General features: G+C 41.5%; 21 protein-coding genes. 14 read left to right on the top strand and 7 right to left on the bottom strand.

Annotated features, from left to right (window positions below):
- The first annotated feature begins 42 nt into the window (after nt 1-42).
- The 3 genes from KFB94_06980 to KFB94_06970 are packed head-to-tail and all read left to right on the top strand — an operon-like array spanning nt 43 to nt 1,390.
- Nucleotides 43-396 (top strand): YraN family protein, encoded by a 354-nt coding sequence (locus tag KFB94_06980; protein QVL45032.1) that lies wholly within the window; start codon nt 43-45, stop codon nt 394-396.
- A 57-nt stretch (nt 397-453) separates the two neighbouring features.
- Nucleotides 454-1,035 carry a BON domain-containing protein gene (locus KFB94_06975; GenBank protein ID QVL45031.1) on the top strand — a complete coding sequence of 194 codons (582 nt, stop codon included), beginning with the start codon at nt 454-456 and terminating at the stop codon, nt 1,033-1,035.
- A gap of 31 nt (nt 1,036-1,066) precedes the next feature.
- Nucleotides 1,067-1,390, top strand: coding sequence for a DUF3579 domain-containing protein (locus KFB94_06970; GenBank protein ID QVL45030.1), 324 nt, complete (start codon nt 1,067-1,069; stop codon nt 1,388-1,390).
- Between the two features lie 17 nt (nt 1,391-1,407).
- Here KFB94_06970 and KFB94_06965 read toward each other — a convergent pair whose 3' ends face one another.
- Nucleotides 1,408-1,881, bottom strand: coding sequence for a TlpA family protein disulfide reductase (locus KFB94_06965; GenBank protein QVL45029.1), 474 nt, complete (start codon nt 1,879-1,881; stop codon nt 1,408-1,410).
- Between the two features lie 271 nt (nt 1,882-2,152).
- Here KFB94_06965 and trxA point away from each other — a divergent pair, with 271 nt between their 5' ends.
- The 4 genes from trxA to KFB94_06945 all read left to right on the top strand — a co-directional run bounded on the left by trxA (nt 2,153) and on the right by KFB94_06945 (nt 5,987).
- Complete coding sequence (trxA, locus tag KFB94_06960; protein QVL45028.1) at nt 2,153-2,479, top strand: thioredoxin TrxA; 327 nt, start codon at nt 2,153-2,155, stop codon at nt 2,477-2,479.
- Between the two features lie 85 nt (nt 2,480-2,564).
- Nucleotides 2,565-3,824: a transcription termination factor Rho gene (rho, locus tag KFB94_06955; protein ID QVL46607.1), complete on the top strand. Its 1,260-nt coding sequence runs from the start codon at nt 2,565-2,567 to the stop codon at nt 3,822-3,824.
- Between the two features lie 125 nt (nt 3,825-3,949).
- Entirely contained in the window at nt 3,950-4,192 is a 243-nt protein-coding gene (locus tag KFB94_06950; GenBank protein QVL45027.1) for a type B 50S ribosomal protein L31, read from the top strand.
- Between the two features lie 142 nt (nt 4,193-4,334).
- Entirely contained in the window at nt 4,335-5,987 is a 1,653-nt protein-coding gene (locus KFB94_06945; GenBank protein ID QVL46606.1) for a glycosyl transferase, read from the top strand.
- On the opposite strand, the gene KFB94_06940 is transcribed toward KFB94_06945, so the two are convergent.
- Genes KFB94_06940 through KFB94_06915 form a run of 6 tightly spaced genes read right to left on the bottom strand, consistent with a single transcriptional unit; the run spans nt 5,984 to nt 12,736 of the window.
- On the bottom strand, nt 5,984-6,730 hold the full coding sequence (locus tag KFB94_06940; GenBank protein QVL45026.1) for a sulfite exporter TauE/SafE family protein: 747 nt from the start codon (nt 6,728-6,730) through the stop codon (nt 5,984-5,986). The two genes, KFB94_06945 and KFB94_06940, sit on opposite strands and share 4 nt — an antisense overlap.
- An 8-nt stretch (nt 6,731-6,738) precedes the next feature.
- Nucleotides 6,739-6,954 (bottom strand): formate dehydrogenase subunit delta, encoded by a 216-nt coding sequence (locus KFB94_06935; GenBank protein QVL45025.1) that lies wholly within the window; start codon nt 6,952-6,954, stop codon nt 6,739-6,741.
- Nucleotides 6,955-6,961: 7 nt separating this feature from the next.
- Nucleotides 6,962-7,783, bottom strand: coding sequence for a formate dehydrogenase accessory sulfurtransferase FdhD (fdhD, locus tag KFB94_06930; GenBank protein ID QVL45024.1), 822 nt, complete (start codon nt 7,781-7,783; stop codon nt 6,962-6,964).
- 3 nt (nt 7,784-7,786) lie between these two features.
- On the bottom strand, nt 7,787-10,687 hold the full coding sequence (gene fdhF / locus KFB94_06925; GenBank protein ID QVL45023.1) for a formate dehydrogenase subunit alpha: 2,901 nt from the start codon (nt 10,685-10,687) through the stop codon (nt 7,787-7,789).
- A gap of 20 nt (nt 10,688-10,707) precedes the next feature.
- The gene (locus KFB94_06920) at nt 10,708-12,264 is read right to left on the bottom strand and encodes an NADH-quinone oxidoreductase subunit NuoF (protein QVL45022.1); all 1,557 of its coding nucleotides are present in this window, start codon (nt 12,262-12,264) and stop codon (nt 10,708-10,710) included.
- Nucleotides 12,257-12,736: a formate dehydrogenase subunit gamma gene (locus KFB94_06915; protein ID QVL45021.1), complete on the bottom strand. Its 480-nt coding sequence runs from the start codon at nt 12,734-12,736 to the stop codon at nt 12,257-12,259. The genes KFB94_06920 and KFB94_06915 overlap by 8 nt, the downstream gene beginning before the upstream one ends.
- A 129-nt stretch (nt 12,737-12,865) precedes the next feature.
- Between KFB94_06915 and moaA the strand changes: the two genes are divergently transcribed.
- The 7 genes from moaA to KFB94_06880 all read left to right on the top strand — a co-directional run bounded on the left by moaA (nt 12,866) and on the right by KFB94_06880 (nt 19,164).
- Nucleotides 12,866-13,867 (top strand): GTP 3',8-cyclase MoaA, encoded by a 1,002-nt coding sequence (gene moaA, locus KFB94_06910; protein QVL45020.1) that lies wholly within the window; start codon nt 12,866-12,868, stop codon nt 13,865-13,867.
- A gap of 10 nt (nt 13,868-13,877) precedes the next feature.
- Nucleotides 13,878-14,468: a molybdenum cofactor guanylyltransferase gene (mobA, locus tag KFB94_06905; GenBank protein QVL45019.1), complete on the top strand. Its 591-nt coding sequence runs from the start codon at nt 13,878-13,880 to the stop codon at nt 14,466-14,468.
- Nucleotides 14,461-14,991: a molybdopterin-guanine dinucleotide biosynthesis protein B gene (gene mobB / locus KFB94_06900; GenBank protein ID QVL45018.1), complete on the top strand. Its 531-nt coding sequence runs from the start codon at nt 14,461-14,463 to the stop codon at nt 14,989-14,991. The genes mobA and mobB overlap by 8 nt, the downstream gene beginning before the upstream one ends.
- Nucleotides 14,984-16,246, top strand: coding sequence for a molybdopterin molybdotransferase MoeA (locus KFB94_06895; protein ID QVL45017.1), 1,263 nt, complete (start codon nt 14,984-14,986; stop codon nt 16,244-16,246). The genes mobB and KFB94_06895 overlap by 8 nt, the downstream gene beginning before the upstream one ends.
- Before the next feature lie 100 nt (nt 16,247-16,346).
- Entirely contained in the window at nt 16,347-17,096 is a 750-nt protein-coding gene (locus tag KFB94_06890; protein ID QVL45016.1) for an energy transducer TonB, read from the top strand.
- Nucleotides 17,089-18,549 carry a HAMP domain-containing protein gene (locus KFB94_06885; GenBank protein ID QVL46605.1) on the top strand — a complete coding sequence of 487 codons (1,461 nt, stop codon included), beginning with the start codon at nt 17,089-17,091 and terminating at the stop codon, nt 18,547-18,549. The genes KFB94_06890 and KFB94_06885 overlap by 8 nt, the downstream gene beginning before the upstream one ends.
- 159 nt (nt 18,550-18,708) lie before the next feature.
- The gene (locus KFB94_06880; GenBank protein QVL45015.1) at nt 18,709-19,164 is read left to right on the top strand and encodes a peroxiredoxin; all 456 of its coding nucleotides are present in this window, start codon (nt 18,709-18,711) and stop codon (nt 19,162-19,164) included.
- The last annotated feature ends 18 nt before the right edge of the window (nt 19,165-19,182 follow it).

Below are 19,182 nucleotides of genomic sequence, written 5' to 3'. Positions count from 1 at the left end.
GCGAAGCCTTTATAACACCTATTAAAAAAATAAAAACAAGTAATGAAAATAAATAAAAACAATGCAGGCCTTGAAGCGGAAAAAATAGCCGCAACTTTTTTAGTCACTCAAGGCCTTATTTTGATAGTAGAAAATTATCATTGTCGATTTGGCGAAATCGATTTAATTATGCAAGAAGCCAAAACACTAGTCTTTATTGAAGTAAGACTGCCATCCAACAATCAGTTTGGTGGCGCAGCAGCCAGTATTACGCGACAAAAACAACAAAAATTGATTGCTACAGCACACCACTTTTTACAAACTCAACCGAGTTGCGAATGCCGTTTTGATGTAATTTTGATGGACACACTCAACCCCAATCGTATCCAATGGCTACGTAATGCATTTGACGCATAATCAGCGTATCATGCACAATCATTCATCTATTCTCTATTTATTAGATAGGAAAACGCAATGACCTCTATTTTAAAATCTTTTATTTATCCATTTCTACTGCTTGCGATGACCTCTCAACTGACTGGTTGCTTTACTGCAGCAGTTGGTGGCGCTGCCATAGGTGTTGCGATAGCAACCGACAAACGAACATCCGGTATTTATATTGAAGATGAAAATATTGAAATTAAGGCCTCTCAACAAATCCGTAAAACCTTAGGCGAAGAAGCGCATATTAACGTGACGAGCTACAACTTGAATGTGCTGTTAACAGGTGAGGCGCCTAACGAGACAGCGAAAGCTGAAGCAGAAAGCATTACTAGAGCAGTTGAACATGTAAAGCACATCACAAATGAAATTGTTGTGGGTCCAAAAAGCCGTATTAGAGACCGCGCCAACGACAGTTACATTACTTCCAAAGTGAAAGCAAAGTTTCTTGCAGAAAAGAATTTTTCTGCAAATGACGTTAAAATAGTGACCGAAGCAAGCGTTGTGTATTTGATTGGCATTGTGGGCCCCCGCGAAGCGGAGTTAGCCACGGAAATTGCTCGCACAACCGATGGCGTAACCAAAGTAGTCAAAGTATTTGAGTATCAGAATTAAATCCGTTTAAATGAGGGCGTTAACGTAAATTATGGCAAACAATCCTGAAGAAATCATTATTCAAAGTCTCACCCGTGCTGGCAAACCTTTCCGCCCTAGCGATTGGGTAGACCGCATTTGTAGCAGCTACGCCACATTTGGCGATGATCGCAAGTTACGCTACTCACCTTATCTAAAACCTGAAATGATTGACGGCATTCGTTGCTTGGCGGTCGATTTGGAATTGCGCAACGCCAATCCAGATGGGTTTGCAGAGTTAATGCAGTTCGCTGAGGAAAATCAGCTCAACATTCTTAATAGTGAAGGTGAGTCAATCAGCCCGCCTAAAACACTAACACCAGAATCTGACGCTTAGTTGAGCTGCTAGTTTACTCACATGATGCTGTCTAGCATGATAGTTTCTAGATAATGTCTAGAAACTATGCCTCGCTTGGCTCTGATCATTGCTCCTTGGGGATTAAAGATGTAGGTCGTTGGTAATACAGCTGCACTACCAATTTGTTTGACTATCGCTTTATCTCCTAACACAACTGGGTAAGCGATCAACATATCATCAATGTAACGCTTCACTTCTGCTACATTTTCATAATCAAACACAACACCAATCACCATTACATCATCAGCACTACGTTCATCATATAAAGCAACCAACTCTGGAATTTCCTCTAAGCAGGGCGGACACCATGTTGCCCAATAATTGACGATGAGCCACTTACCTTTATATTGTGCAAGACTGTGCTGCGTTCCCGACAGGTCATTCAACACAAAGTTACTTGGAGGATCGGCATTAACAACTGTCGCAGCAAACAGCAGCCAAGCTACAATCAGCTTTCTTATTAATCTCAAATCGCCTCGCCCCTTTTAAAAACAACACGCTAAACTCATATTAACTTAAGGCAATTAAGAGCGGTGCTTAAATCAATTGTAATAGCGCTTGATATTTTATCAATGGTATTGTTATACTCTCCTTAAGGTTATAATAGCAATTCTGTTAGAATATAAGCGTTAGCATTTACATTATTATTTACCAAATTAAATACCAGGTCATACTGACATCTTCGATATTATAATTTGCTTAAACCTGGTTTAACCTAAATATTCAACCGTTGAGGTACTCATGAGCGAAAAAATCATTCATCTTAGCGATACTAGTTTTGAACAACAAGTACTGCAATCACAACTACCCGTTTTAGTCGACTACTGGGCAGAATGGTGCGGTCCATGTAAAATGATTGCCCCCATTTTGGAAGACATCTCAGAAGAGTATGGCGAGCGATTAGTCATCGCAAAATTAAATATCGATGACAATCCACAAACCCCACCCAAATATGGCATTCGAGGCATTCCAACATTAATGTTGTTTAAAAATGGTAACGTAGAAGCCACTAAAGTAGGCGCCTTGTCAAAATCTCAATTAATGGCATTTATTGACAGCAACATTTAAATATACACCTAGCTTCTTGCAAAACTTAGAAGCTAGATTCCTTTAACTTCCTGTTTTATTAAAAATCCTTCCAGCGAGTTTCTTGATGCACCTATCTGACCTTAAACATTTACCCGTTACCGAACTAGTAGACATGGCAATTGCCGAAGGCGTCGACAACGCCAGCCGTATGCGAAAGCAAGATGTTATTTTTGCTATTCTCAAAAATAAAGCTAAAAATGGTGACAATATATTTGGCGATGGCACATTAGAAGTACTACAAGATGGATTTGGTTTTTTGCGCTCACCAGATACCTCCTATCTAGCAGGCCCTGGAGATATTTACGTTTCGCCTTCACAAATTAGACGCTTTAATCTACATACGGGTGATAGCGTGCAAGGTGAGATTCGCACGCCAAAAGATGGTGAACGCTATTTCGCATTGGTTAAAGTGGATATGGTGAATGATGAAAAACCAGAAAACACTAAACACAAAATTTTATTTGAAAACTTAACGCCGCTTTTTCCAACCGAACCGCTAACATTAGAGCGCGATATTAAAGCAGAAGAAAACATTACCAGCCGCGTCATTGATATGATTGCACCAATCGGTAAAGGACAGCGCGCCTTGTTGGTCGCCAGTCCCAAAAGCGGCAAAACGGTAATGATGCAAAATATTGCGCACGCCATTACTGCTAATCACCCAGATGTAACTTTAATTGTATTATTGATTGATGAGCGCCCAGAAGAAGTAACTGAGATGACTCGGTCGGTAAAAGGTGAAGTGGTTGCTTCTACTTTTGATGAGCCTGCAGCACGACACTTACAAGTGGCAGAAATGGTGTTAGAAAAAGCAAAACGTTTGGTCGAGCACAAAAAAGATGTTGTCATTTTGCTAGACTCCATTACCCGCTTAGCGCGTGCTTATAACACGGTCATTCCATCCTCAGGCAAAGTATTAACAGGTGGTGTTGATGCTAATGCGTTACATAAACCTAAACGTTTCTTTGGTGCGGCACGTAACATTGAAGAAGGCGGCTCACTGACCATTATCGCAACAGCATTAGTTGATACTGGCTCGCGTATGGATGATGTGATTTACGAAGAGTTTAAAGGTACTGGCAATATGGAGATTCACTTGGATCGCCGTATGGCTGAAAAACGTATTTACCCAGCGATTAATGTCAATAAATCAAGTACACGTCGTGAAGAATTGCTGATCGAAAAAGATGTGTTACAGAAAATTTGGGTTCTACGTAAACTGCTTTATCCAATGGATGATTTAGAAGCGATGGAGTTCTTGCTAGATAAAATCAAACAAACGAAAAATAATGCAGATTTTTTTGATAGCATGAGACGCAGCTAACATCAGGTCAAAACTCAACATTTATACTTGCCTAGCTTGATAAAAAGCAATACAATGCTGAGTTCTCGAAAAAGAATTTAATCTTAGCGGCTATAGGCAGGCTAACAACAAAGATAAGGTTTATTATGAAAGATGGTATCCACCCAGAATACAGAGAAGTCGTGTTCCAAGATATTGGTGCAGATTTTAGTTTTATCACACGCTCAACCATTGCTGCCAAAGATACAATCAAGTGGGAAGATGGTAAAGAGTATCCTTTAGTTAAGATTGAAGTATCATCAAAATCTCACCCGTTTTACACTGGTAAACAAGTGATTTTAGATACTGCTGGTCGTGTTGATAAGTTTCGTAAAAAGTACGGCATGTAGATTAAATCGACATGTTGACAAAAAAGGCAGCTACGCTGCCTTTTTTTATGCATATCAGCCATTGGCGCTATGAGAATGTTAAAATCACTTGAGAAATTGACACGAACAAAACCATTAATAATGAAATTTGCAATTAAATCCTATGCGTTTTAATCTTGAGCATGACTGGCAAGGCAATATGTCCACTCCACCCACAAGGGTAGGAGAGCGTGCCAAAATTCGTTTACTCATTTTGCTGTGTGCGGTTTGGTTACTGATGGGACTTATTGGTCATGAGCCATGGAAGCCACTAGAATCTAATGCCATTAGTACTATTAAAAACCTATTAGATAATGGCATGTTACTTGCACCAACATCTGCCAGCAGCAGTCAATTATCCAATCCACCACTGTATTACTTAAGCGCAGCGCTATCAGCCAACATATTAAGTAATGTACTACCGCTGCATGATGGTGCGCGATTAGCTACTGGAATATGGATGCTACTTACCTTGGTAGTGATTGGCATGACAGGTAGAGAATTATGGGGAAAGGGATTTGGACGTCAAACCACATTTATTTTCATTAGCTCAATTGGTTTAATTATCAGCGCACACACTATAACACCAGAAGTTGCCGCTTTAACTGGTGTTGCAGCTTGCTTTTATGCACTTGCCTTATCAAGAAGACGCCCATATCGAGCAAGTCTATTATTAGGGCTAGGCATGTGTGTTGGCTTTTTATCTACGGGGCTACTTTCAGTTACCATGGTCTTACTAACCTGTATATTATTACCTCTTTTCTTTAATCATTGGCGTACAAATAGTTTTGCTAAAGTAGTCAGCATTGCTATTTTAGTTGCTACGCCCATAATAGGGGCTTGGTTATTATTATTCTGGCATGTTGCACAATCATCGTTTAATCATTGGTGGCTGTCATCTTTAGTGAGCTTTAATGCATCCTCACACCTCTACTTTCTCAATATATTACTTTGGTATGCCTGGCCATCCCTGCCTTTAGCGGCATGGGGATTATGGCGATATCGCACGCGATTATTGCATCAGGCCAAATTTCAACTATGTATTATTTTTTTTATTAGCGCTTTTTTGACTACTGGCTTCCTCGGCGAAAGTAGGGATCTTTATGCCATGCCTTTTCTTATCCCCTTAACTGCATTAGCAGCAGGTAGCATAGAAACATTAAAACGCGGGGCAGCTGGGGCATTAAATTGGTTTGGTTTAATTCTATTTGGATTCATGGGTTTTTTAATCTGGCTTGGTTGGGGCGCGATGATGTCAGGAAATCCTGCTAAACTAAAAGAGCGCCTTATCTTTTTATCTGGATTACCACAACTCAACTTTAATATGCTTGCTTTCTCAGTCGCTTCAGCAATGACTATCATTTGGCTGTTTGCAACATTACGCTCGCAACACTCTAACCGTGCCGCAGCAACCAACTGGGCAATTGGCATGACATTTGTTTGGACCTTATTGATGTCATTATGGCTACCCATGATTGATTCTGCTCGAAGCTATCGCGATGTTTTTGGTAGCTTAAAAAATAGCTTACCGCCACAATACTCCTGTCTGTCAACTGAAAACCTAGGTGATTCTCAACGCGAACTACTCCATTACTATGCCAACATTAAACCCTATTCATCTTTTACAGAAGCAAGCAAAAACTGTGATTTATATCTTATTCAAGATGAAAAATATCCAAAAGTAGTGAGTCTTGGCGATAAGTGGGTACAGATTTGGCATGGCAAGCGTGCGAGTGAAGGTAAAGAAAGCTTCAGATTATTCCAACAAATACATTAAGCAGTTAAGATCATTTTGCTACCCGCAACGAGGAGCACCAAAGCAAGTAGCCGCCGGATTATTGGATTTGCTAAACGACGACTGCCATATTCAGCACCAATTGCGCCTCCGATTACCGCTGCCAAAGCCCAGAATAGCAATCCTTCTGGTAGTGTAAACCCCTTTGTAATCACGCCTGCGAGACCTGATAAAGAATTAACTAAAATAAATGCAGCTGCTATACCAGAAATCATTTTAGTTTCAGCCCAGTTCATCAAAATTAAGATTGGACTTAAGAAAATGCCTCCACCAACACCAGTTAAGCCAGATAACAACCCCAAGCCAGCTCCCATGCCAACCAAAGCAATTTTAGAGGGTCTTTGATGTATCTGTGTTGAATCGCGCTTGGCTCTTACAAATATCTGCCATGCAGCCAATATTAATACCAGCCCAACAATCGGCTTATAGAGGTGAGATGGTAATGAAATCAGACCGCCTACAAAGGCAAAAGGCACCGAGCCTACAGTAATAGGCAATAGCAACTGCCATGAAAATGCTTTAACACGATAAAATTTGTAAAGCGCTATACTACTCACCAACACATTTAAGATTAATGCCGCGGGTCGCATGGTTTCTGGTGCAACAGTAAGCAATGCCATCACTGCCAAATAACCAGATGCTCCGCCATGTCCAACTGATGCATACAATAAAGCAGCAAAAAAAATTAAAAGAACAATCAGTGAGTTACCGGAAACAATATCCATTAAAAGATTTAAGCTAAATGCAATTTGATAGCGTCAATTACTCTTGGATGCAACCCTTTTCCTTGATGCTGTTGAACGTGCTTAACAATGGATTGGATCATGACAGAGTTCCAAAAACTATGTAAGTGATTGGCTATTCCTGCCATAGCTTCTGCTTCACTTGGGTAAGCCTCGAAAAAGTCGCCAATTTGATTGGCCATTGCGATTAATTTTTCCGTTTCCATACAGTACCTATTCTATTATTCTATGGGCATGACTATATGCCACGTATTGCTGTTCTCGTACAAAACCCAATAATGTAATGCCATACTCTTCTGCTATCCGAACTGCCAAACCAGTGGGTGCGGATATAGCAGCCAATACATCAAAACCAACCATGGCTATTTTTTGTACCATTTCATAACTGGCGCGGCTGGACGTTAAAATAAATCCACCTTGCTGATGATGTTGGTGCAAAACGCCTATGAGTTTATCTAAAGCGTTGTGTCTGCCGACATCTTCTCTGATAAATTGAATATTGCCCTCAGTATCTGCCCATGCGCAAGCATGGGTAGCGCCCGTTAGCTGCTGCAGCGTTTGTTTTTGCTGAATCGTATCGTGCGCTTTAAACACACTGCGCATACTTAACATTGTCTGCACTGAGTCATGATGAGATGCTGGCAAGTGAAAAACTTGGTTTAAACTTTCTGCACCACACAGCCCACAACCCGTTCTCCCTGCCATATTGCGCCTACGTGATTTAAGCAAAACGAATCGTTCAGTGGCAATATGTAAATGTAATTCAATGCCATTATCCTTCAACTCAACTTCAACACTATAAAGGTCTTTTTTATCTTGCAAAATACCTTCTGTTAAAGAAAAACCTAAAGCAAACTCCTCTAGATTTTGTGGTGTCGCCAACATAACAGCATGTGACACTCCGTTATAAATCAGTGCAATCGGCACCTCTTCTGCTAACTGATCGTTTGTGTGCGTCAGCTCACCCGCTTTCCAGCGTTGTATCGCATACGGTCGTGTTGGTGCGCCAATATCTGCTGCGAACCTTGCCATCATTGATTAGTGCTCAATGACAGCAGGCTTACTGGGTAATATACCTGTTAATTCAATTTGGGTTTCACTGAAGGTTTTATATTCTTTTTGCCAATCTGATACTTGATTTACTTTTTTCACCTGGACTGCAGTGACTTTATATTCAGGGCAATTAGTCGCCCAGTCTGAGTTATCAGTAGTAATGACATTCGCACCAGACTCAGGATGATGAAAGGTGGTATACACCACGCCAGGCTGTACGCGCTCCGTGATTTTAACGCGTAATACCGTCTCACCTGATCGACTAGTCACACCAACCCAGTCACCATCTTGTATCGCTCGTTCTTGTGCATCATGCGGATGTATTTCAATAATATCTTCATGGTGCCATGCAACATTTTGCGTACGCCTTGATTGTGCACCCACGTTATACTGACTCAAAATACGCCCTGTGGTTAAAATTAACGGATATTTACCATTCACTTTTTCGGTCGTTGGGACATATTGAGTAATGAAGAACTTACCTTTGCCACGCACAAATGTATCAACATGCATAGTGGGAGTACCGCTAGGCGCCTCATCATTACAAGGCCATTGTATGCTACCTAATTCATCTAATTTTTTGAAACTAACACCTTTAAAAGTTGGTGTTAATTCGGCAATTTCATCCATGATATCGCTCGCATGACTGTATTGCATTGGATAGCCAAGCGCTGTTGATAGCTTAGCGGTAATTTCCCAGTCTTCCATACCGTTCTTAGTTGCCATGACTTTACGTACTGGGGATATACGGCGCTCTGCATTGGTAAAGGTGCCATTCTTCTCTAAAAATGAAGCACCAGGGAAAAACACATGCGCGAACATTGCCGTTTCATTTAAAAACAAATCTTGCACAATGACGCATTCCATACTTTCCAATGCATGAGTCACATGCGTAGTATCTGGATCTGACTGTGCAATATCTTCACCCACGCAATATAGCGCCTTAAAGCTTCCCTCTGCTGCTAAATCGAGCATATTTGGTATACGCAAGCCTGGATCAACACTTAACTTGACTCCCCAAGCACTTTCAAACTCTGCACGCGCTTGATTGTCATTAACATGACGATAACCAGGGAACTCATGCGGCATAGAACCCATATCACAAGAGCCTTGCACATTGTTTTGACCACGCATAGGATTAACGCCAACGCCTTCACGACCAACATTACCCGTTGCCATTGCTAAGTTTGCAATAGCCATCACTGCAGTCGATCCCTGACTATGCTCAGTTACGCCTAAACCATAATAGATAGCCGCATTTCCACCTGTGGCAAATAGGCGAGCTGCTTCTCGCACTTTCTCTGGCGATACGCCTATGTCTTTTTCTAGTGCTTCAGGAGAATTTTCTGGCTTTGCCACAAAATCACGCCATAACACAAATGAATCCCACTCACAGCGTGATTTAACAAAATCTTCTTTTACTAGACCTTCTGTCACAACAACATGTGACATAGCGGATAGCAATGCCACATTGGTACCTGGGCGTAAATTCAAATGATAATTGGCACGGATATGCGGTGAACTTTCAACCAAATCAATTGCTCGTGGATCAGCTACAATTAGCTTTGCACCTTCACGTAAACGACGTTTCATTTGAGAACCAAATACTGGGTGTGCATCTGTCGGATTAGAGCCAATCACAAAAATCACATCTGACTGCATAACAGAGTCAAATGTCTGCGTACCTGCTGACTCGCCTAAAGTTTGTTTTAAACCATATCCAGTAGGGCTATGACAAACACGCGCACAAGTATCAACATTGTTGTTGCCAAAAACAGCACGAACGAGTTTTTGTGTGACATAGACTTCTTCATTGGTACATCTTGATGAAGTAATGCCGCCTACCGAATCTCTACCATATTTCGCTTGAATGCGTTGAATCTCGCTTGCCGCATATTCAATCGCCTCATCCCAACCTACCTGCTGCCATTCATCATGAATACTTTTACGTATCATTGGCGTAGTAATACGATCTTGATGAGTAGCATATCCCCAAGCAAAACGGCCTTTAACACAGGAGTGTCCATGGTTTGCACCGCCTTCTTTATTGGGTGTCATACGCACAACTTCATCACCCTTCATTTCCGCATCAAAACTACAGCCAACGCCGCAATAGGCGCAAGTTGTAGTGACTTTATGCTCTGGAGTACCTGCTTCAATTACCGTTTTTTCCATCAAAGTTGCCGTTGGACAAGCTTGTACACATGCACCACAAGAAACACATTCTGAATCCATAAAGTCTTTATTACCTGCAGACACTTTACTTTCAAAACCACGACCTTGTATGGTTAATGCAAATGTGCCTTGCGTCTCTTCACACGCACGAACACAGCGCGAGCAAACAATGCATTTAGACGGATCAAAAGTAAAGTATGGATTGCTTTCATCTTTTTCAGCTTTTAGATGATTCTCGCCTTCATAGCCATACCGCACTTCGCGCAAACCAACCGCTCCTGCCATGTCTTGCAACTCGCAATCCCCATTAGCAGCACAAGTTAAACAATCTAACGGATGATCTGAAATATACAACTCCATTACACCACGACGGGTATCCGCTAATGCTTTGGTTTGCGTTTTGACTTTAATACCTTCTGCAACGGGTGTGGTGCAAGAAGCTGGCATACCACGACGACCTTCTATTTCAACCAAACACAACCGACATGATCCAAACGGCTCTAGAGAGTCAGTCGCACAAAGCTTGGGCACGGTAACTCCACTCAATTGCGCTGCATGCATAATAGAAGTGCCTTCTGGCACAGTCACATCAACGCCATCAATAGTGAGCGTGACTAAAGTTTCACTGTCTTTTTTTGGCGTACCATAATCTTTTTCAGGATCGTATTTTAAGATATTCGGTTTAACTGTCGTATATTTAATATCATCCATGATGTTATCCTTTGTCGTATTTAAACGACACTCTCTTTTTCATTAAGTCCAAAATCTTCACCGAAATGGTTTAGCGCGCTAATAACCGGATAAGGCGTCATACCGCCTAGCGCACATAGAGACCCATTCAACATAGTATCGGACAAATCTCGTAAAACTTGAATATTTTTTGAGTGCTCAGTGCCTGCGGTTATCTTATCCATTACTTCCACCCCACGTACTGCGCCGATACGGCAAGGCGTACATTTACCACAACTTTCTACTGCACAAAACTCAAATGCATAGCGTGCCATTTTTGCCATATTGACAGTATCATCAAAAGCCACTATTCCGCCGTGACCCAATACTGCCCAAATACTAGAAAATGATTCATAATCAACAGGTGTATCAAATTGACTCTCTGGCAAATAAGCACCCAGCGGCCCGCCTACTTGTACAGCGCGAATTGGCCGACCACTGGCTGAACCACCACCATAATCATAAAGCAATTCCCTGAGTGTAACGCCAAATGCCAGCTCAACCAAGCCGCCTTGTTTGATATTGCCCGCTAATTGAATGGGCAATGTACCACGTGAACGTCCCATCCCATAATCAGCATAATACTGTGCACCTTTATCCAAAATAATTGGCACAGTTGCTAAGCTGATGACATTATTGACAACCGTTGGTTTCCCAAATAACCCTTCTATTGCAGGTAAAGGTGGTTTAAAGCGCACTAAGCCACGTTTGCCTTCTAGGCTTTCTAGTAATGAGGTTTCTTCTCCGCATACATAAGCACCAGCTGCGCGACGTACTTCTAAATGAAAGCGCTTACCAGAACCACATATATCATCGCCTAAATAATGACTAGTATAAGCCTTGGCAATTGCTTCATTTAATATATGCAACGCATGTGGGTATTCACTACGCAAATAGATATAACCTTGCGTGGCACCCACTGCGAGGCCTGCAATCGTCATACCTTCTATCAATACAAATGGATCGTTCTCCATAATCATGCGGTCAGAATAAGTGCCAGAATCACCTTCATCTGCATTACATACGATATATTTTTGCTCGCCTTGCGCACCTAAAACGGTGTTCCATTTAATCCCTGTAGGAAATGCTGCACCGCCACGTCCACGCAAACCGGAGTCTGTCACTGCTTTCACGATATCGGCTTGTGTCATCGCTAGCGCGTTGTTAAGCCCTTTGTAACCGTCATGCGCCAGATAATCGTCAAGCGAAACCGGGTCAGTAATACCGACGCGAGCGAAGGTTAAGCGCTGCTGATTTTTTAAATATGGGATATGGTCCGTTAATCCAAGACAAAGCCTATGCTCACCACCATGAATAAAATCAGCTTCAAATAAGCTGACAACATCACCCGCCTTAACGGGCGCATAAGCTATCCGACCTTTTGCCGTTTCAACCTCGACCATTGGCTCAATCCAGAACAAACCACGCGAGCCATTTCTAATTAACTCAATATCAATACCACGTTTTTTTGCTTCTGTTTCAATCGCAGCTGCTGTGCGATGAGCGCCTAGCGAGAGTGCGCTCGAATCTCTTGGAACAAATACTTTAATCTTAGCCATTTTTCACCTCGCCGACTAAAGTAGCAACTGCTTGCGCATCCACTCGACCATAAACCTCGTCATCCATCATAACTGCAGGGGAACAGGCGCAATTACCTAAGCAATACACTGGCAATAATGTTATCTCACCATCGGCTGTCGTCTCATGATAATTCACGCCTAATTGCGCCTTAATATCAGCTTCTAACTTTTCAGATCCCATTGCTTGGCAAGATTCAGCACGACAAACTTGCAGCACATGCTTACCAACTGGGTGCGTTCTAAAATGATGATAAAAGGTGACAAAACCATGCACCTCAGCAACAGACAGTGCCAATGCTTGTGAAATTTGTGTATAAATCTCTTCAGGGACATAACCAATATCATCCTGAACGGCATGTAACAAAGGCATTAATCCTCCAGGCATGCTTTTATAAGCAAGAATATGTGATTCTATTTTTTTCAAATCACTGTTAGAAAGCTGTTTAGCCAAACTGATCCCCAAAAATGTTACACAATTGTAAATAATCTCTAATGATATACCTAAAACACTACTTGTTAAACCCCAAAAATGGCATAGAATAATGACTTAATTCTCATATCAGCACCGCCAATTTACATTATGGTCAACTCCCAACAACAGCTTATCGATCAATTCGGCAGAAAAATCGACTATATTCGCCTGTCGATTACAGATCGTTGCGACTTCCGCTGTCAATATTGCATGGCTGAAGATATGACCTTTTTACCACGCATAGACTTATTAACTTTAGAAGAATGTGCGCGTATTGTTAAGGTATTTGTCCAGTTAGGTGTCACAAAAGTTCGCATTACTGGAGGAGAACCTTTGGTTCGCAAAAACGCATTATGGCTATTTGAAACAATTGGTCAGTTAAGCGGCTTAGATGCATTAGTCATGACAACCAACGGCAGCCAACTAAGCAAGCAAGCACAACAGTTAAAACAAGCGGGCGTAAAACGTATTAACATTTCATTAGATAGCTTGCATGCGGAGCGTTTTAAAGCCATTACGCGTACCGGCGATTTAGCAAAAGTATTATTAGGCATTGATAGCGCCATTGAGCAAAGGTTTGAAGGTATCAAACTCAATACCGTTTTAATGCGCGGCATCAATGATGACGAAGTCTTCGATTTAGTACAATTTGCCATTGATAAACACATCGATATTAGCTTCATTGAAGAAATGCCCTTAGGCGATGTCAACCATGACCGCGAAAACACTTTTGTGAGTAATAATGACACACTAAATCAACTAAAAAGTAAGTACTTGCTACTACCAAGCACAGAATCGACAGGTGGTCCAGCTAGATATTGGCGTGTAGCTGATAAGCAAACAAAAATTGGTTTTATCTCGCCACATAGTCATAACTTTTGCGAAAGCTGCAACCGTATCCGCATCACATGCCAAGGTGAACTCTATTTATGCCTTGGTCAAGAAGACAATATAGAGTTAATGCCTTTATTAAGGAACAATCCCAATAACGACGCGCCATTAATGGAAGCGATTATCAACAGTATGAAAATCAAACCTAAAGGCCATGATTTTGATTTGCAACGTGCAACGCCTGCTGTGGTCAGATTCATGTCACATACTGGCGGATAAGTTTATCGTCATGACTGCCATTTCAGCTATTATTCTTTCAGGTGGTAGAGCAACAAGAATGGGGGGGGTTGATAAAGGTTTGGTTCGGTTACAACAACAGCCTTTTATTCAATATGTTATTGATCGGCTAAAACCACAAGTTGATCAAATACTCATTAATGCCAACCGCGAGATTAGCCAATATCAATTACTTGGCTTGCCTGTATTGCAAGATGAGCAACCACACTTTATCGGGCCTTTAGCTGGGTTTAGTGTTGGACTACAACATTGCAAACATGCTTATCTGTTAACCACGCCATGTGATTCTCCATTCATACCTGAAGACTTATCTAGCCGGCTATTGCATAGTCTTACAATGCAAAATGCTGAAATTGCAGTTGCCACAAGTGGCGGATTTGCTCACCCTGTTTTTTGCTTAATGAAACAATCCGTACTCCCCTCTCTGACTGCATTCATTGCGCAAGGTAACCGCAAGGTAAACCTATGGCAGAAAAGTTTGGCGTACACCGAAGTTTCATTCGACGATTGCAATGACGCTTTTGTCAACGTGAATACGGTTGAAGATTTGGAAACTTTGGCATTAAAATTAAGTCATGATTAAGTTACCAATTTTAGGCATTGTTGCAGCTGGCAGCAATGCAGGCAAAACCACCATCATTACGCAGCTTATTCCTTTACTAGCAGCAAAACAGATTCGTGTTTCGGTGATTAAACATGCGCATCACAAATTTGATATTGACCATGTTGGTAAGGATAGTTACAACATTCGCGAAGCGGGTGCCGTGCAAACACTCATTGCTTCAGACAGACGCTGGGCACTCATGACAGAGATGCAAGGCACCTCTCATCACAATGGCGAAGCGGATTTAACAGCGATGATTGAACAACTAAACAATGCGTATGCTGACTTAGTCTTAGTGGAAGGTTTTAAACAAGCTAATATCCCCAAAATTGAAGTACACCGACCTGGTTTAGGTTTACCGCTATTGGTTGAAAATGATGACAATATTATTGCGGTGGCTTGTGATAAACCAATAGTCTGCACAAAGCCGCAATTACCACTGAATGACCCGCAAGCAATCTGTACGTTTATTTTAAAATGGATGCAAAAACAGCATGACTAAAACAACCTTAACTCAACTCGCTACCAATCCAAGTTGCATGGATGATTACGATCCAAATGCCATGTCTGTGCAACAAGCACGTCACTTTATTCAACAATTTTTGAATCCAATTGTGGAGACAGAAACGCTATCTATACGTGATAGTTTAGGATATATCTTAGCAGAAGATGTTATCTCCCCCAGCAATGTTCCCAATCATCATAATAGCGCGATGGATGGCTTTGCTTATCAACATAGTGACGGCATCAAAATGATTAAAATCATCGGCACTGCATTTGCGGGCAGACCATTTAGCCAAAACGTAAAAGCGGGAGAATGCGTCAAAATTATGACAGGTGCGATGATCCCACAAGGCGCTGATACCGTAGTGATGCAAGAAAAAACCGTTAATAAGGGCGAGTATATTCATGTTTTAGAAGCGCCAACAAAAGGGGCTAATGTACGTTTGGCTGGTGAAGATTTAAAAATTGGGGAGGTGGTCTTACACAAAGGACATCAAATACAAGCTGCCGACATGGGATTGCTGGCTTCTTTAGGCATTGATCAGATTGCGGTCAACCGTCAATTAAAGGTGGCTTTTTTTAGTACAGGTGATGAACTAGTCAGTGTTGGCAAGCCGCTGAAAAAAGGGCAAGTTTATGACAGTAATCGCTACACAATTTACGGTATGTTAAGCCAATTAAATACCTGCATTACAGATTTAGGCGTAGTGCCAGATATACCAGACTTACTTGAAAAAACGTTATTAGACGCAGCTCTTCATCATGATGTCATCATTACCAGTGGCGGCGTTTCAGTCGGCGAAGCTGATTATATGAAGACATTGCTTGCAAAGCATGGAGAAGTTTTATTCTGGAAAATCAATATGAAACCAGGCCGCCCATTGGCGTATGGCAAAGTAGGTCATGCGCATTATTTTGGATTGCCAGGAAACCCTGTTTCTACTATGGTGACATTTTATCAATTTGTAAAACAAGCCTTATGGCAGCTTATGGGGAGGACCACAAGCACATCGCCGATGTTTATGCTCCCTTGCTCCGCACCCATTAAAAAGGCTAAAGGGCGCACTGAATTTCAGCGTGGCGTGTTATTTGAAGAAAATAAACAGTGGAAAGTAAAACCCTTAGCCAATCAAGGCTCCGGCATTTTAAGCAGTATGAGCAAAGCTAATTGCTTTATCGTACTGGATGAATCCGTAGGTGATTGCGAAATCGATACGCTAGTCAACATACAACCTTTTAGTGGAGCAATCTAGCACCTTTGATGATGTTGACGATAGTGGCGCACATTGCCAAGTTAACAAAGTCACGCCAGCCATAGTATAATCAAACGCTTAACTTTTAAAAAATATTGCTTTGGATATAATAATTAACCGCCAGCGCCTTGATGGGAGGGGCATCATTTGGGCTGTAACAGCCTCAATATTTGTGCATGCACTTGCTGTAGTGGTCGTGCCTAACTTTGATTTTTCTGACGCGAAACAAGAAATACAAATATTAAAAATTGAGTTGCTACAACCAGAACCAGCTGCATCAGCAGCTATCGAAGAACCTTCACCTCCAGTTGAAGTGCCTGAGCCGCCAAAACCAAAGCCCATTAAAAAAAAACCAAAGCCAATCATTAAGCCAACACCAATTAAGCAGATTACACCACCAGATCCTGCCCCGCAAACAGAGGATGCGCCCAGTACTGAGATTGAAGAGGTCATTGCGGTAGCGCCAACCACAAACCGAAAATCAGAATTCGTCGCACCAACACCCCCAACCGTTATAGAGCCCCCTCCCGGGCCTAGTCAAGTTGACATTGATAGTGCCAGAAATGCTTATGGAAACTTATTGGGACGTGCCATTGCAAAGCATAAATCTTATCCTAAAATTGCTGAGAGACGAGGCTGGGAAGGCACTGTTGTACTGGATCTTCAAATTGATAACCATGGCAATGTATTGTCTGCCATCGTACGCGAAAGCAGTGGATACGACGCTTTGGATAAACGCGCATTAGAAATGGTTGAAAAAGCATCTCCTTTTCCTGCACCGCCAAAAGTACTTCAAGGCAATATATTCAATATCTCAGTCCCTGTTGCCTTTAAACTCGCAAATGGCTAGGCTGACCAATATAATCAAAAAAAAATCGCTGAGAGACTTGCTTTTAGCTCATGAGTTAATTTTTATCATATTGATTTTGCTGGCAGTCATGGGGGGTGTTTTCGGCATTCATTTATGGGATAAGTCAGCTAAAGAATCACAGCGGATTCATATTCTAGTGCAGGAAATTCAACAAACCCGTGGTGATCTCTACCGTCAAATGAAAGAACTATTTGATGCCTTCCTTTTGAGTGACAACAACGCAATTGAAGAATACAACAGCTATACGCAATCTATTCTGATACATTTTAAAAGGTTAGAAAAATTAGCAGTTGGTTCTGCTGAGCAAAAAGCCATTGCCGATTTGAAAGAAAATTATCAAGTGTTTGTTGCAGAAGCACCTAGTATGTTTCTTCAGTATCAAGCTAGCCCTAACAGCGAATCTCGCAAAAGACTCTATCACGATATGGAAACTGGCATCTTTAGTCGTTATGAAACTGTTTCTAAACGCGCAGAAAACTTACTAACATTAAAGCAAAATGAACTAAAAATGCGCCTAGAAGACGCCAAAAAAGCCTCAATTATCATATTAATCATCCCTGTTTTATTGGCTGGTCTTTTACTGATCGTGTCCCGTATTTTTCTAAAACGTGCCATTGTTAATCCAATTCATGCCATGATGAAAGCAACAAGAGAAATTAGTGCTGGCAATTTAGCGCATCAAGTGCCCAGCACGGGAGCGGAAGAACTCTCGATTCTATCCCTAGAAATTAATAAAATGGCTGACGATTTAGCAGAAAGCCGCAATGCCTTAGTGCGCACAGAAAAGCAAGCCGCCCTTGGTCTGCTTGTCCCAATGCTGGCGCACAACATCAGAAATCCACTCGCTAGCATCCGGGCAACGGCACAAGTGATTGATGTGAATAAGGACGACAAAGATACGCAGGAATCAATCAATGGCATCATTAATACCGTGGATAGGCTAGAGCGCTGGACCACTTCTTTACTCGCTTATTTACATCCCGTAAAACCCGCTTTTAGTCATGTGTTATTCAAAAAAATCGTAGACAGTGCCATTGTGCCATTGCAACCAAAGCTGCAAGAGAAGCAGATTAAGCTGGTGATAAGCGTCAAGCCCGAAAAACAATACTTGCTAACTGATGAACATTTACTGGAACAAGTGTTTTATAACCTGATTTTGAATGCGATTGAAGCATCCCCTCCAAATAGCCAAATTCAATTCAGCACTTCATTAAAACAGAAGATATTCGAAATTAACATTATAGATCAAGGCGGCGGGATGCCTTTTACTCCCTTAGCTAATGCATTTAGTCCAGGCAGATCGACTAAAAGATTTGGCACAGGCTTAGGTATCCCTTTCGCTTTTAAGGCATGTGAGGTGCTGAATGGCACGATTAAGTTTCAAACAACGGCACATCCTGGCACCCAAATTACATTGCAATTCCCGCAGTAGTAGCATGCTGTAACCACCAATTCAATAACACCATCATAAGAATAAATTTCTTTCGATTCTACTTGCTTTAATTGCTAATTTTTACAACAATAGAACTGTCTTTCATATAGCCACTCAAACAAATATCGTGACTATCAATCATATAGATAAAATAAATTTATGCTTAATCAAACTGTTCCAGATTTCGAACTTCCCGCAACCAGCGATCACACATTTAAACGCTCAAATTATTTAGGTAAAAATCTAGTCATCTATTTTTATCCCAAAGATGCTACGCCTGGCTGCACTACACAAGGCATGCAATTTAGAGATTTTTATTCTGCCTTTCAGGCGGCCAATACAGAAATTGTTGGCATTTCTCGTGATAGCTTACCATCACACGAAAACTTCAAAGCTAAGTTTAGCCTGCCATTTGAATTGCTTTCAGATGCAGAAGAAGAAGCCTGTCATTTATTTGATGTGATTAAAATGAAAAACATGTATGGCAAACAAGTTCGTGGCATCGAGCGCAGCACTTTTGTTATCGATAAAAACGGCACCCTCATTAAAGAATGGCGTAAAGTAAAAGTGAACGGACATGTAGAAGAAGTCTTGGCATTTATACAATCCATTTAACCATTTATACTTAATCAT

This window comes from Methylophilaceae bacterium (assembly GCA_018398995.1).
Classification (GTDB): Bacteria; Pseudomonadota; Gammaproteobacteria; order Burkholderiales; family Methylophilaceae.
Note: the sequence above shows the minus strand (reverse complement) of the source record. Positions and strands in the feature narration are given on the sequence as shown.

What these genes read in the sequence shown, in the direction of transcription:
- KFB94_06980 (QVL45032.1), top strand. Translation starts at nt 43, where the DNA reads ATGAAAATAAATAAAAACAATGCAGGCCTTGAAGCGGAAAAAATAGCC.
- KFB94_06975 (QVL45031.1), top strand. Translation starts at nt 454, where the DNA reads ATGACCTCTATTTTAAAATCTTTTATTTATCCATTTCTACTGCTTGCG.
- KFB94_06970 (QVL45030.1), top strand. Translation starts at nt 1,067, where the DNA reads ATGGCAAACAATCCTGAAGAAATCATTATTCAAAGTCTCACCCGTGCT.
- trxA (QVL45028.1), top strand. Translation starts at nt 2,153, where the DNA reads ATGAGCGAAAAAATCATTCATCTTAGCGATACTAGTTTTGAACAACAA.
- rho (QVL46607.1), top strand. Translation starts at nt 2,565, where the DNA reads ATGCACCTATCTGACCTTAAACATTTACCCGTTACCGAACTAGTAGAC.
- KFB94_06950 (QVL45027.1), top strand. Translation starts at nt 3,950, where the DNA reads ATGAAAGATGGTATCCACCCAGAATACAGAGAAGTCGTGTTCCAAGAT.
- KFB94_06945 (QVL46606.1), top strand. Translation starts at nt 4,335, where the DNA reads ATGCGTTTTAATCTTGAGCATGACTGGCAAGGCAATATGTCCACTCCA.
- KFB94_06940 (QVL45026.1), bottom strand. Translation starts at nt 6,730, where the DNA reads ATGGATATTGTTTCCGGTAACTCACTGATTGTTCTTTTAATTTTTTTT.
- KFB94_06935 (QVL45025.1), bottom strand. Translation starts at nt 6,954, where the DNA reads ATGGAAACGGAAAAATTAATCGCAATGGCCAATCAAATTGGCGACTTT.
- fdhD (QVL45024.1), bottom strand. Translation starts at nt 7,783, where the DNA reads ATGATGGCAAGGTTCGCAGCAGATATTGGCGCACCAACACGACCGTAT.
- fdhF (QVL45023.1), bottom strand. Translation starts at nt 10,687, where the DNA reads ATGGATGATATTAAATATACGACAGTTAAACCGAATATCTTAAAATAC.
- KFB94_06920 (QVL45022.1), bottom strand. Translation starts at nt 12,264, where the DNA reads ATGGCTAAGATTAAAGTATTTGTTCCAAGAGATTCGAGCGCACTCTCG.
- moaA (QVL45020.1), top strand. Translation starts at nt 12,866, where the DNA reads ATGGTCAACTCCCAACAACAGCTTATCGATCAATTCGGCAGAAAAATC.
- mobA (QVL45019.1), top strand. Translation starts at nt 13,878, where the DNA reads ATGACTGCCATTTCAGCTATTATTCTTTCAGGTGGTAGAGCAACAAGA.
- mobB (QVL45018.1), top strand. Translation starts at nt 14,461, where the DNA reads ATGATTAAGTTACCAATTTTAGGCATTGTTGCAGCTGGCAGCAATGCA.
- KFB94_06895 (QVL45017.1), top strand. Translation starts at nt 14,984, where the DNA reads ATGACTAAAACAACCTTAACTCAACTCGCTACCAATCCAAGTTGCATG.
- KFB94_06885 (QVL46605.1), top strand. Translation starts at nt 17,089, where the DNA reads ATGGCTAGGCTGACCAATATAATCAAAAAAAAATCGCTGAGAGACTTG.
- KFB94_06880 (QVL45015.1), top strand. Translation starts at nt 18,709, where the DNA reads ATGCTTAATCAAACTGTTCCAGATTTCGAACTTCCCGCAACCAGCGAT.